The organism is Sulfitobacter pacificus (genome assembly GCF_030159975.1).
Classification (GTDB): domain Bacteria; phylum Pseudomonadota; class Alphaproteobacteria; order Rhodobacterales; family Rhodobacteraceae; genus Sulfitobacter; species Sulfitobacter pacificus.
Map to the genome: position 1 here is coordinate 1 of NZ_BSNL01000005.1, position 13,799 is coordinate 13,799.

The 13,799-nt window shown below is 60.6% G+C and carries 11 protein-coding genes; 7 read left to right on the forward strand and 4 right to left on the reverse strand.

All coding sequences use genetic code 11. The annotated features are described in order from the left end of the window. Positions 1-55 precede the first annotated feature (55 nt). The 7 genes from QQL78_RS18795 (at position 56) to QQL78_RS18820 (ending at position 10,962) form a co-directional block, all read left to right on the forward strand. Positions 56-985, forward strand: coding sequence for a DUF2493 domain-containing protein (locus QQL78_RS18795; protein WP_284376107.1), 930 nt, complete (start codon positions 56-58; stop codon positions 983-985). A gap of 583 nt (positions 986-1,568) precedes the next feature. Beyond that, positions 1,569-2,294, forward strand: coding sequence for an SH3 domain-containing protein (locus QQL78_RS21720; protein ID WP_349813538.1), 726 nt, complete (start codon positions 1,569-1,571; stop codon positions 2,292-2,294). 357 nt (positions 2,295-2,651) lie between these two features. Beyond that, positions 2,652-2,858: a hypothetical protein gene (locus QQL78_RS18800; RefSeq protein WP_007120662.1), complete on the forward strand. Its 207-nt coding sequence runs from the start codon at positions 2,652-2,654 to the stop codon at positions 2,856-2,858. Positions 2,859-3,421: 563 nt separating this feature from the next. Beyond that, positions 3,422-4,015, forward strand: coding sequence for a transposase (locus QQL78_RS18805; RefSeq protein ID WP_089423640.1), 594 nt, complete (start codon positions 3,422-3,424; stop codon positions 4,013-4,015). Beyond that, positions 4,002-6,335: a relaxase/mobilization nuclease domain-containing protein gene (locus QQL78_RS18810; RefSeq protein ID WP_089423641.1), complete on the forward strand. Its 2,334-nt coding sequence runs from the start codon at positions 4,002-4,004 to the stop codon at positions 6,333-6,335. The genes QQL78_RS18805 and QQL78_RS18810 overlap by 14 nt, the downstream gene beginning before the upstream one ends. A gap of 8 nt (positions 6,336-6,343) precedes the next feature. After that, a complete protein-coding gene (locus tag QQL78_RS18815; RefSeq protein WP_089423642.1) occupies positions 6,344-8,347 on the forward strand; it encodes a type IV secretory system conjugative DNA transfer family protein in 2,004 nt (667 codons plus the stop codon). A gap of 290 nt (positions 8,348-8,637) precedes the next feature. Then, entirely contained in the window at positions 8,638-10,962 is a 2,325-nt protein-coding gene (locus QQL78_RS18820; RefSeq protein WP_089423643.1) for an AAA family ATPase, read from the forward strand. Positions 10,963-11,121: 159 nt separating this feature from the next. Here the strand turns inward: QQL78_RS18820 and QQL78_RS18825 are convergent, their stop codons facing one another. The 4 genes from QQL78_RS18825 to QQL78_RS18840 are packed head-to-tail and all read right to left on the reverse strand — an operon-like array spanning position 11,122 to position 13,798. Beyond that, positions 11,122-12,198 (reverse strand): TrbL/VirB6 family protein, encoded by a 1,077-nt coding sequence (locus QQL78_RS18825; protein WP_074840662.1) that lies wholly within the window; start codon positions 12,196-12,198, stop codon positions 11,122-11,124. Positions 12,199-12,210: 12 nt separating this feature from the next. Further along, positions 12,211-12,624, reverse strand: coding sequence for a hypothetical protein (locus QQL78_RS18830; RefSeq protein ID WP_058243507.1), 414 nt, complete (start codon positions 12,622-12,624; stop codon positions 12,211-12,213). Then, positions 12,621-12,815: a hypothetical protein gene (locus QQL78_RS18835; protein WP_009807516.1), complete on the reverse strand. Its 195-nt coding sequence runs from the start codon at positions 12,813-12,815 to the stop codon at positions 12,621-12,623. Before QQL78_RS18835 ends, QQL78_RS18830 begins: the two co-directional genes overlap by 4 nt. Next, positions 12,812-13,798: an ATPase, T2SS/T4P/T4SS family gene (locus QQL78_RS18840; RefSeq protein WP_089423644.1), complete on the reverse strand. Its 987-nt coding sequence runs from the start codon at positions 13,796-13,798 to the stop codon at positions 12,812-12,814. The genes QQL78_RS18835 and QQL78_RS18840 overlap by 4 nt, the downstream gene beginning before the upstream one ends. Position 13,799: the final 1 nt, after the last annotated feature.

A 13,799-nucleotide genomic window follows, 5' to 3' on the forward strand; every position in this document is an offset into this window, starting at 1 on the left:
TCGGCCATGCCCCCACACTCACGTGGTGGTCGAACCCAATATCTGGAGAAAGAACATGGCTTACGACACCGCTAACACCTACGAGACCATCGAGCTTTTCGGGCTGACCGAGAAGGACGCGCAGCTGCCGATCCCGGAGGATCACATCCTGACCGACCGCATCATCCGCGAGAGCTTCGAGGCTTTGCTCGGTCAGCTACGCGGGACCGGGCTTGAAGCCGAAATCGAACCGCTGGCCCATGGGCTCGCGACGATCCTGCAGCGCCGCAAGGTGGCACTCGGCAAGGAGGTCGACCGCACCGCGGACAAGATCGGCGCGCTGGCAAAATCCCACGACGGATCGGAGATCGCCGAGACCGCGCTCGAAGAGGCGCAGGCGCGCTTTGTGCAGCTGCGCGAGATCGTCAGCGCCATCGAGGTGATGAGCGAGGCGGCGGCGGAATGCTACGAGAGCGAAACGGGCCACGCCTTCATCCCGTCAGCCGGGTCGCGCGCAAGCGTCCGGGCGCAAGAGACCGGGGCGGTCTTCGAGGCGCGGCAGCTCCTCGAGCAGCACGACCGCGAGACTGCCGAGAAATCCAAAGTCGAGGGGGTGCCCCTGATCGTCTCAGGCGCCACCGACTGGACCGATGTCGATGTGATCTTCAACACGCTCGACAAGGTTCGCGAACGGATCAAGCAGAACCGCAACCAGGAGATTTTCCTCTGCCACAAGGGTGGCAAGCACGGGGCGGAGATGATTGCGGCCCGGTGGGCCCGGGCACGCGGGATAGCACAGGCGCGCTTCGATCCGCGCTGGTCCGCGCACGGGCGGGCGGCACCGTTCAAGTGCAACGACGAAATGCTGGACGACAAGTTCGCGGCGACGGGGGTTGTACTCTTCGGCGGCAACGGGGTCGCGCTGAACCTCGGGCAGAAGGCGGAAGCGAAAGGTCTGACGGTCATGCGGGTTGCGGACCCGGCGAAGAAGGCGTCGCAGGATTGAAGAGAGAGGGTCGCCTTCGGGCGGCCATTTCGTTGTTTTCCCAGATGTGTGCGAACCTCGGCGGTATCGCAGTGAGCTCCAGCAACGGGCATCGACAGGCTTGGTGATCGCAATCCGGCCAATCTGTTTTTGGGAATGGCTGGATGGTATCTCGATGCAATCACAGCTTAATGTGGCCGTGCGGCAGAAGACATTTGTTGCGCAGCTCAACACCCGAACAGGTTTTTCCTCAATGCCTTTTTCTCCGGAACGCACCAAAGAGATCCAATCACGCATTGATGCGCGTTTGCGGTCCGGGCAGGCAAACGATTGGGAAGTGTCTTTTCTCACAAACATGGCTGAACGGTTTGAGCGTCACGGGACGGAGACGCGTCTGAGCAAAGCTCAGTACGCCAGCCTGCACAAAGTCCTGAAACTGGAAGGGGAAAAACCGGCCCAGACAAGGGCAGCTGCCGACGACGGCACTTCGAAACCAGCACCAAAGCGCAGCCCCAGAGCCGTTCAGGCGAGACCCCGTTCGATCTCCGTGAGCCGCGCAATCACCGCACCTCGGCGTGCCGTGCGCAAGGCTCAACGCCAAATCATGGTGCCGTTGGTGATCGCTGTCGGGTTCTTCGCGTTGGTTGGATCATTGTTTGAGACGTCGAGTTCACGATCCACGCCCTACAGTCCGTCAGCAATTCCCACATCGCAAACGACAAACACCACTTACGTCTATGTGACAGGGACACGTGTCAACCAACGTTCTGAGCCGTCTACCGCGAACGCTGTGATGGGCGTCTTGAGCGAAGGGACTCGCGTCGAAATGCTTCGCGATGAAGGGCAATGGACCCAAATTCGGTCTAACTTGGGAGTGGGCTGGATGTCTTCCAGTTTCCTATCGCCGGTCGCGCCACCTGCAGAGCGACCCGCCTCGCAAGACCGGTCGCTTCGAGCCAGCGATGTGCGGATCATTGATGGTGATACGATTGATATTCGAGGCATGACAGCGAACGTGCGTCTCGTCGGGTTTAACGCGCCTGAGACATGGAGACCATCCTGCACTGCAGAGCGCCAGGTCGGGGAACAGGCAACAGCGCGTCTTGGTCAATTGGTGCGGGGTGCGGCGTCAATTGAATTTGAGCGCGTGGCCTGTTCCTGCCGGCCCGGGACTGAAGGCACCGATCGATGCAATTTCGGGCGGCTTTGTGGCTCGTTGTTCGTTGACGGTCGGGACGTGGGCAGTACGCTCATTGCTGAAGGTTTGGCCGTGCCATACCGATGTGGCCGCACCAGCTGTCCCCCACCCCCTCAATCCTGGTGCCGATAGCAGGGGCACTCACCCAACACAGACGACGGATCATCGCGCGCGGCTGAACGCTGACCCGCAGCGTGATGCGCGTGACGGATCATTATCCAGATGCATTGGATCAGAACGAACCAAGCCACCTCAGACCGGTATCGACGGGTGCGAACGCAACTGCAAAGTGGCGGCACAAATTTGGGTCTCTCCTTTTTGCTCATCGATGTGGATCGCACGGGGTCGGCCCGTTCGTGCCCTCAGCTCACGCTTCGGCAAGCACAAATACGGCTTCCACGGCTAGCCGCGGACCCTCCGCATTTGCGCTTGCGACCGGGCCTCTTGCCCCGTGCCGGGTGATCCCCATCGCAACAAGGAGTAACCCAAATGACCAACCACTACGTCGCCACCGTCCCCGTCAAGTTCACCGATACCGATGGCCAGGAGCGCACCCGTTTTCAGCGCGTGGGTGCGATGTTCCGCAACACCCGCAACGGGGATGGATCGGAGTTCTTCAGCCTCAAGCTCGACTTTCCCGTTGCGGTCTCGGAGCTGGTGATGTTCCCACCGAGCGCGAAAGATCCCCAGGACTAAATCCTCTGACGAGGATGGGCCGCCCCAGGACGATCTTGGGGCGGCCCGATCCCTGTTCCAGGGATGCCGTCACCGGCGCGTGTGATCGCCTACAGCGACCTCCTCTTGGTGCCGGTCGCTGCGCGTTCAAGGGACGCACTCCCCCCAGAATGATCAGGCCGCGACAGGGCGGACAGGCAGCCTCAAGGGGGCCATCCACAAAAACCTATCGGCCAAGGCCTCCCGGTTTTTGCGGCAGAGATTTGGCAAGCCAAATCTGGCCCTCCTTGACCCTGCCTGTCCGCCCTGTCGGAGGGGTTGCGCCCGCCCGCGGTTCCGTCCGAACACGTGCGTGTTCGGCCAGACCCTCGGGCGGTGCTGGGGAAGGGGACCCCTAGGACAGGTGGGTCGCCCGGTGGTGAGGGCGGCAGAGCCGCGTCCCTGCGGGCCGCGGCGTGAAGCGGACACCAAGGCTGCCTGAGTCTGAATGCGACGTAAGTATATAATTGACAGGTCGGTATATTATCGTAAGGTAGGGGCAGCCTTGGTGGAAGGTGGCAGGAAATAGGGGGTCTTTCTTCCGCATGTCCCGAACAAAACGCCTGACAGAGATGGAGAAGATGCAGATCGTCCGCGAGGCCGCGGAGGGTGTGTCGACTTCTGAGCTGGCCGAGCGTTTCGAGGTCACATCACGGGCCGTGCGCTATGTCCTGAAAGCCGATGCCGAGCGCCAGACGGATGCCGCGATCCCGGTCTCAGCGGTCAGTGTGAAGGTCACGGCTGCGGAGCTTGAGGCGCTCGACGCGGTGCTGGCGAAGGCGGGGATCGAGAGCCGGGCCGAAGGGCTGCGGCGGCTCATTCAGGCGGCGGGCGGCGTGTTCGTTCCGGACGCGCAGATGGCAGCAGAGATGGCGCGCTACCGCGCCTCTCTGCACGAGGTCGGCAATGGGGTCGCGCAGATCGCCAAGCAGATGACGCGGGCCAACCGGCAGGGGCAGGGGGCCGGGGGAGGCACGAGTGCCGAGTTCACCGAATTGCGCCTTGCGCAGATGCGCGGGCTGGCGCGGTTCATCCTGGATTCCGCTGACGAGATCGACCTGCTGCTGCGGCGTCGGCGCGACGTCATGCAGCTGGAGGCCACGGCCGCGCTGAGGGAGTTTGCCCATGCGGCTGAATGATGCTGTCCATGCCGTCACGGGCGAGGTCTTCCGGGATGGCTGGAGCCGCGTCCGGGGCTCGATGCAGGGGCTGCATGTGGCCAAGCAGACCCAGCTTGTGCGCGCGGCTGCGGGGCATCGGCCAGCGGTCTTCAAGGCGATCCGGGGCGGGGGTACGCATACCAAATCGCAGCTCTCAAACCAGCTCGATTACCTCACCACCAAGTCGACCCATATCGTCGACTCGAGCGGGTTTCTGGATGGCAAGGCGAAGCTCGAGGCCGGCGACATCAAGGACCTGACCGAGCGCTTTGCCAAGCGGTGGGATGCGGGCTTCAGGCCCAAGCTCGGACAGACCACCCACATGCTCATGTCCTTCCCCGTGGGCACGCGTGGGGAGGATGTGCGCGACATTGCGACGGACGTGGCCGAGCGGTTCTTCCAGACCGACGCGGGGCATTTCGACTACATCATCGCGGTGCATGAGGACCGCGATCACCCGCATGCGCATTTGGTGCTGAACCGCCGCTCGCAGGAAGGCGAGTTCTTCTTTCTGGGGCGCAACCATCGCTTCAACTATGACGACTTCCGCCTCGCCATGGTCGAAGAGGCGGAGAAGTATGGTGTGCGCCTGGAGGCCACGCGCCGGGTGGATCGCGGGGTTGTGCATTACCCGGCCCCCACCCGCGAAGTTTATGCCGCGAAGGAAGAGGGTCGCGCACCCCGCGAGCGGGAGCGCGTGGGGCAGGACCTGACCCGGACGCTGGCGGAGATCGCCAACACCAGGACCGTCTACCATTCGCTTGCCGCAGAGGCTTCGCGCGAGGCCCGCGAGGATATCGCCGCGGCCCTCTTCCGCGCGGGCGAGGTGCTGGCGCGGGGCGGGCAGGTGGACCGAACAGGAGATGTGTATATGGCCGAGGATCAAAGTTTCGAGGATCTGAGAAGCCTCTATGCGGAGAAGCTGGCGCGGGTGCAGGGCATGATCGCCGAGAAGTCTGACGCCGAACGTCCCGTGCTGGAAAAACGCCTCATCGAGATCCAGACGCAGGTCCAGCACATGCAGCCTCTCGGTTTGCGATCATCCACGCTATCAGACGACCCCTCGGAGGGTGGGATCTATTCCGAGGCGAACATCGACACCAGTCAGCTGGACCGTCTTGCCGAGACGGACTTGCGGTCGCGGATCGACACTGCGCTGCGGGGCACGGGGATCAGCACAGCGGAAGTGGTGGCCCGGATCGAGACGGGCGCCTCAAATGCAGCTCTCGAGCATCAATGGATCGCCGATGATCTCTCCAAGGTGGCCGAGGCGCGCGATCTGAACCTCGAACGCCGCGCGGATCTGGAACAGGCGCGCGACATTCTCAACGATGTGCATGTCGAACTTGGCACGCTTCTGGAACGGGAAAACGTGCTGCGGCAGGATGGCGTCATTGAAGCAGAAGCGGTCAGCGAGCGGTTCCATTATCACCGGGACGCGGTGCAGGCGATGGAAGGGACACTCCGTCAGGAGATGCGCGCAGAGGGTTTGACCACACAGCAGATCGAGGATCGGGACTGGGAGGTTGCCTCAAGGGCGGAGCGTCGGATCGAGACGGAGCAGCGCATTTATCTCGAGGCGCATCCGGACTTGATCGCACGGCCGGGCGATGTGATCGACCGGTCCGAGCCCTACAGGGAGACCATCACCGATGCGGCCCGCGCCAGCGAGATCACTCGCGAGGTCGACCGGATCATGGAGGGACGCGACCTCCGTTCGCCCGTTGCAGATGCGGTCGCGGATGACTTGCGCGCGCGCTATCCGGACATGCCGTCCCACCTCGCCCGTGGGCTCGGCGCGACCTATGCCGCCGTTGTGGAGATCCGGGACACGGAGGCCATCAATCAGGTTCGCCGCGACAAAGAGTTGCGCGAGGGGCTTGGGGTTGGCACGCGTGACGAACGTCTAGCCACCCGCGATGAAACTGCGCCGCAGTCTGACCGTGCCGACCGCCTCGCAGACGAGATTGCGCGTGTTCTGGAGCATGAGCGGGCGGGGGAGTTGTCCGCGCCTTTCGAGACCGAGGCGGAGCGGGACGCTTTCCGAACCGAGATCGCGCGGGTGCTGGATGACCGTCAACTTGAGCGGCTCACATCCGGTGATGCCGATGCGCTGGACAAGGTTCTCGAGGACCGCCTCGACCGGCTTTATGTCGCCAAGGTCTACCTGCAATCGGATGCAGCGACGGCCAACACGGAGGCCCTGCGCCAGGTAGTCGATGATCTTGCCGACACCGAATACGAAAAACACCGCGCGACAGACGTGGATGGCGAAACCGAGCGGGGTCAGGTCCATTGAGCGCCTCCATGGGAAAAGCGCGGATCGCAACAGGGGTCTTGCTGGTGACGCTTGTGACCGGTGCCATGGGCTATACCATCGCCTCGGCGGTGCTGACCTACCAGGATCTCGGCTTCGGGGCCGAGATCGACTTTGCCTATATCGCGCAGAACTACCTGGCGATCCTCGATCGCCGCCCGGAAGACGCCCAACTCATCCACCTGATCATCGGCAGCTTTGCCGCTGCCGGCCTGATGCTGAGCCTTGCTCTCTCGGGGTCCGCCCTGACACGCTTTGGCCAGACCCATTGGCAGACCGCGCGCGAGATGAAGGCCAATGGGTTCTTCGGGGCGCCGGGCACCGGGTTCATCCTCGGCAAGCTGGGGCCGCCGGGCTCCCGCGCCAACTACATCTGCTCCAAGGTCTTCCCCCATGCGCTGATCGTGGCCCCCACGGGCCGCGGCAAGACCACGGGCTTTGTCATTCCGAACCTGCTGACCTGGCAAGGCTCCGCCGTGACGCTCGATGTAAAGGGCGAATGTTTCGAAGCAACGGCCCGGCACCGCGCCACCCAAGGCGACAAGGTCTATCGCTTTGCCCCCACCGATTGGGAGGGCAAGCGCACGCATCGTTACAACCCGCTCCTGCGCATCTTTGAGCTGAAAGATCCCGCGCGCCAGCAGATGGAACTGCAGCTCCTGGCGACGCTGTTCCTGCAGAGCGACAATGACCGGGTGCAGGGCCTCCTCAAAGGCGGGATCGATCTCTTCGTGGCGGCGGGGCTTCTGGCCTTCCAGCGCAAGCGTCCGACCCTGGGCGAGATCTACCGCATCGCCGCCTCGGGCGGGAACAAGCAGAAGGAATATTTCGCGCGGGGCCATGAGGTGGATAACCGGGCCGCCAAGCTGATTTTCACCCGGCTGGCCTCGACCAACAACGACACGCTGACCTCTTATGTCTCGCTCCTGATGACCTCGGGGCTGGACCAGTGGCAAAACCCCGCCATCGATGAGGCGACGGCGGTGTCGGACTTTGACTTCCGGACGATCCGCAAGAAGCCCTTTTCGGTCTATCTTGTCGTCCAGCCGCTGATGGTGAAGCCGCTGGCACCGCTGATCCGGCTCTTCTTCTCCGATCTCCTCTCCGCCATGCAGGAAAAGGACCCAGGGCCGGATGAGCCCTGGCCCGTGATGATCATGCTCGACGAGTTCAATCGCTTGGGCAAGATGCCCATCGTGGTCGAGAGCATCGAGACCCTGCGGACCTATCGCGGTCACCTGGCCGTGGTCACCCAAACTATCCCCGCCCTCGATGAAATCTACGGCGAAAACACCCGGCGCGCCCTGCAGGGCAACGCGGGCGTGAAGCTCTACCTGACGCCCTCGGATGAAAAAACCGTCGAGGAACTGAGCAAGGCGGTTGGCAAGACCACGAAAACCGTCATCACGCGCTCCCAGTCCATCGGCAAGAACCCCTTTGAAGGACGCAGCCAGTCCACCCGGACCGAAGAAAGCTCTCTCCTGCCCGAGGATGAGGCGCGCCGCCTGCCGCTCGACGAGATCGTCATGGTGATCGATGCCCAGATGCCGGTCCGCGCGAAGCGGATCCAATATTTTGACGATCGGCTGTTCAAGGCGATCCACGCGGCGCAGACGGGGGAGTTGCCGTTTCCGAAGCCGGGGGGAGGGGGGCCGCAGGGCACGCTGCCGCTGAGTGTGCGCGCCATGCCGATGACGCCGCCTTCGGACGGAGCAGGCGGACCCGACGCCGACGTTGAGGCCGCACGCCAGGCTGCTGATGGCCAATCGTCAGGGCAAACCGATGTCACCCCAAAGAAGACTGCGCCTGTCGTTCAAGCCGTAATCGCCGAGGAACAGCGACAGATGGAAATGGATTTTGGGGGCCAGGTTGCGGATGCCGAGACAGTGGGCGTGGATGATGAGGCGCAGATGCGCTCTGCTGTCGATGGATTGGATGAAATGGAAGAGATGCTGCGAGAGGAGGAGGGTGGCAAAAAGCCAATTCACCGGTAGGGCGGTGGGCATGGTCTGACGGTCATAGAGGGCGGAAAGCTGATGCTCAGTGTACGTGCGAGCACATCCGTTTGCGAAAAAGAAAATGGAAGCTCGAGACACCTCATTGGCCAACAACCGAGTTCGGCAGAGCCATGGCTAGGGGGTTCAGCATTGTGCCAGATGATATTGACTTATGGCTGCCCGCAGGCACCAATCACGAGTGAGCGCCAATCCATCGGCGCTTGTGCCAAAGGATATTGAAGCTGGACACAAGGGTTCGAGTTTTCTTGATTTGATGGATTTGAAAAATGAATACAGTACCAAAACCAAAGTTTTCCGTGTCCGCCCGATATCTCGGCCCCGTCTTCACTCTCGATGGAGAGTTGACGAAGAGCAATCAAAACCTGGTTTTCGCGCGAAACGGTATCGGCAAGTCCTTCCTGTCGCGCGCCTTCCGGTATCTTGATCTCTACGGCCAGCAGGAAGATGTGTCAGGCGCCGCTCTCAACCTTGTTTCTGACGAATCCACAGATGGCTCCGGCTCGTTCGCGTTTTCTCGCGGTACGACGGCAATGGGAACTCTCGACCTTCAAAAGGCTGGAGATGCGGTCACAGCAACGGTCAATGACACAATCTTCCACGTGTTCTCCGAGGATTTCGTGCAAGAAGAGCTACGGGAACGAAAATACGAACTGGATGGCGAGATTGAAAACCAGATCGCCGTCGATAGCGAAAACATCAAGCTCGATGATGCGAAGAAGACGCTGGAAGAAGCAAGGGCGAAGGCTTCCGAGGCATACAATACGCTAGACGACAAATTTACCGCCGCGAAAGAATCCGAGCTGCACGAGAAGGCAGGCATCAACAAACAACTGAGAGAGTACAAGGCTCTTTCTCTGGAAAAACTTCTGGAGACCTTTCAAGAGAAGCCAGAAGCGCCGAAGCAATCTCTCACCGACATCATCAGGGACCTCGATAGCCTCAAGGCAATACCTGCAGAACCTGCCTATCCTAGGCAAATCGAACCCATTGCAACCAATGATGTCGATCTCGACGCCCTTGCTGCTTCGCTTGAGCGCCCGACCTCCCCATCAAGTGTCTCCGAAGCAATCAAGAAGAAGATCGATGCGCATCACGGCTTTTACGAGGAAGGCGCAAAGATCATTCGAGATGAGCACCGGACCGTATGCCCCTTCTGCGAACAGGGTATCACGGACCCTGATCCCAAGGCGGTAATTGATGCCTACATCGAATATTTTGAAGACGAAGAAGAGAAGCACAAAGCGGAATTGAGGGACTTCTTTCGAAAGCTCAGACAAAAGGAAGCGCAGCTGGATCCGACGGCAACCCAGCTTGCAAGGCAGAAGTCCCGCTACGACGCGCTTAAGCGGCATGTGCCATCGAAAAAGGATACTGAAGTCAGCGACGGCGCGGATGCGCTGAAGAGCGTGCGGGAAGCGATCGCGGCTGTAAAGTCGGTGATCGAACAGAAGGCCTCAGCACTTGGAACCGCGGCTGCGCTTCCTGCCGAGAACCTGTCCGCTTGTATCGCGGCGATCAACAAGGTCATCGGCGAGAACAACGAGAAAGCGGAAGCGCTGAATTCAGCTGTCGAGAAAGCTGATGAAGAGCGCAAGATTCTACAACGCAAGGCTTGCGCGGTGTTTGAGCGCGAATTCGCTATCGGAAATTGGCCCGACATCGAAAACCTGCGGAGATTTCATGCCGATGTTGTCTTGAAGCAGAACGCTTTGGGTGAGCTGGAAAAGGCAAGTCCGTCGGCACAAGCCCGGGATCGTGTTGCCGAAACCTTTGAATTGCTCCTAAAAGAGTTCTTCGCCGACAAATACGTTTTCGACAAGACCAAGTTTGTGCTGAAGCGCGGTGAACAGGAAATGGTTCGTGGGCCGCATCGGACGTTGAGTGACGGCGAGAAGACAGCAATTTCTTTCTGCTATTTCATTGCATGCACGCACAAGAAGGTAGCAACAGGCAGCGATTATAAGAAGCTGTTTCTCGTCTTTGACGATCCGATTACGTCAATGTCTTATGATTTTGTCTTCGCAATTGCGCAAACTCTCAAGAACCTGAACATTTCGGATCAGGGTGAGATTTCGATAAATCCAGGAAAGATTGATGGCAAAAAGTGCTGGAGGCCGGAATTACTATTGCTTACCCATAGCAGCTATTTCTTCAATATTTCGCTTACGAACCGTGTGGTCGATGATAATGCAGCGTTTGCACTTCACACCGACGGCAAGAGCCACAGTCTTGCACGCCTGAACAAGTACATCGCCCCCTTCCAGGAGCAATTGATGGACATCCACGAGGTGGCGAACGGCAAAGACCCTGATCATAGGACCGCAAATTCAGTCCGCTCGGTGCTGGAGGCAATTGGCCGCTTCTGCAGGCCGGACAAGTCCGACAGCCTGACGGATTTCGTCAAGCATCTTGCGGGCGAGGAGGACATGACGCTCAAGAGTGTCCTGATCAACTCCTTATGCCACGGTACCTACTATGACGAGACGCCGCCGCCTGATGATCTAGTTCTCGCCTGCAGGGAAACATTGGTTGTTGTGGAGCGCTATGCGGTCGGCCAACTGGAGCTGATCAAGAAAGCTGCGCGCGCATAAAGTTCGAAAGCAATCAGTCAGCTGGCGATTGTTGTCGTCCTGTCTATCGCGCACTCAGGTCGGGACGAGCGCCTGTGATCACGCCGCCTAAATGTACGGCAGGAAACAGTTGTGAAGATGCACGATTTAGGACGGAGCGCGAATGGCAGCAAAGGGCCGTCACCGTCGGCCAAGTCGACCCAGTCTCGCCAGCTGCGCCAGCATTTTTGACCCCGAGTCTGCGGATCCTGTGCCTCCTGCGGAACCCGTCTGCCCCATGCCCTGCCTCACGGGCATCTGCTGCACGCCGAAGAACTGCCGCGCCCTGAGGGCTGCGTATTCTGCGCCACTTGCGCCTCCGATCAGGTAGCGATTGTAGGCCTGCTGGCTGCCCATGGCGGCGCGGGCAAAGCTGTAGCCGCCGCCGAGACCACCGGAGAGGGCGGGCATCATAATGTTTCCGGAGATCGCGCGGACGATGAAGGGCGTGGCAATGATGAAGCCCTTGGCCATGAGCACCATCATGAAGAAGGGAATGAGCGCGCCGATGTTTGAGGCTCCCTCCGGGTCGCCGAGTTCGCCGATGAGGGCAGAGGAGACACCCGTGATTGTCGCGAACACACCGGCCACGACTATGGGGTAGAGCGCGAAGGAGACCAGCGCCGACAGCCAGCGCGCGAAATAGTCCTTGGTGACCTCGAAGAGGGTCAGGAAAATCATCACCGGTGCGATCCCGATCAGAAGTGCGATCATCAGGCGGGATGCCACGAGGATGAAGGCGGCCAGCCCGCCGAGGATCGAGAGCAAGAGGACCCCGACAATGTCGAGCATGGCCCCTGCCATCCAGTTCAGCTCGGACCCAGCGGCGTTGAGATAGTCCCCTAGTTCCGCGATTAGCCGGTCAAACTCTTCTGCGAAAGTGCCAGAAGGGCCGGGAGTTCCACCACCAACGGAAGCAACCAGCGCACCCGCAATGCTGTCGATCCCGGCCAGGATGGCGGAGGAGAGGGCGTTGAACTGCACCCAGTTGGTTGCAAATATCCCGATGAGCCCGATCTTGACCGCGAGCCAGAATGCCGTGCGTCCGTCCATCGCCTTGTACTGGTAGATCATGTTCAGGAAAACGAGAACCACCACCAGCGTTGTTCCCAGCACCAGAAGCGTGCCAACCGTTGCCGCAACCGATCCGAACTGGGTTTCTGCGGCGGTGTCGAGATAGCCCTGGGAGGTTTCAACGAAATAGGTGACGACGCTCATGACGGGGCTGCCTTACCAATTGCCCGCGGCTTCGCAGATGGCCTTGGCGGCAGGGCGGGCAGCGTTTGCGCGGCGGTTGTAGGCGTCCGAGGCTTGCAGCATCTCCCATCGTTCGTCACTCGCGTACCTTTCCCGAAACACCGCCTCGGCAGCGTCCCAAGAGGGGAACCGGGTTTCACAGTCGCAGCTTTCGGTCTCGACGATGCGCTCGAGATTCTGGGCGCGGTAGATGTCTTGAACCAACACGCGCTGATAGGCTTGGCGCAGGGGGATCTCCTGCATCCACATGGGTTCAGCGGGCCGGTCTGGACAGACGTCGAAACTGCGCTCGAGGGTCGGCACGAGATTGCGCTCAGCGAAGCCGGGTGCCGACGTCAGGCCCAAGACCAGCGCAGTCAGTACGAGGGTACAGCCCGCCTGCCTCATGCCGTGGCTCTGGCGGGAGTGGTCTCGCGCTTCAGGAAGACAGTGTGTCCCACGTTGGCGAATTCCGAGGAGCTGATCGACACGACCTCCCAGCCTTCGGCCCCCTTCACATTTAGGCTGGCCTGCATGTCGGCAAGACTGGTTTTGCGGGTCATGGGAAAGGACAGGATATCGTATTCAAAGGTTTTCATTGGGAAGCTCCGATCTCATTGGTGCCGGGGAGGTAGAATTCGGTGATGCCGCGTTTGCCATCATGGCGACCGGCCTGGATGATTACGTCGATGGAGTTCTCGATGTACTGGATCATGTCGGCATAGGTCATCGGGATCTCGGTCTTGAGTGCGGCGATGGCCAGACGCTGCACGGCAAGTTGCGGGGTTTCTGCGTGCAGCGTGGTCATTGAGCCGCCATGGCCAGTGTTGATCGCCTCGAGGAAGGTCATGGCCTCCTTGCCTCGCACCTCGCCCAGGATGATCCGGTCGGGGCGCATGCGCAACGTCGCGGTGAGCAGCACATCGGCGGTCTGGAACTCCGCATCGCGATTGGCGATGAGGGTCACGGCATTGGGCTGGGTCGGCAGAAGCTCGGCGGCTTCCTCGATGGTGACGATGCGTTCCTCGGATGGCACGTGCGAGAGGATCTTGCGCGCAGCCACGGTCTTGCCGGTGGAGGTGCCGCCAGAGACGATCATGTTAAGCTTGTTGTCGACGCAAAAGGCCAGCGCATCGTCGATCACGCCCGCGGCCACCACTTCACGCAGTTCCTGGGTTTTCTCGAGGCGGAGTTCTTCAAGCTTGCGTTCCTTGCCATAGAGAAAGTCGAGTGCGATCCCGTCGAGCGGCAAGCTGGAAAAGAACCGAAGACTGATCGACATCGCCGTTAACACGGCGGGCGGGGTGATGACCTGTGCGCGGATCGGGCGCCCCTTGTAGGTGATTGAGACCGAGACGATGGGGCGGTCCTTGCTCATCGTGGTATTGGCAGAAGAGGCGATCTGGTTGCCGAGGTCTTTCACTTCGGTTGCGGTCAACGCCCGTTCCAGCTTGCGCATGAAATGATCGCCTTGGAATTCTCCCCAGCAGCTGCCGTCAGGGTTGATACAGATCTCGATGACATCGTCGCGGGCGGCGGCATCGATCCGGTCGAGAGAGGTCTGGAGATAGCTCAGCGACATG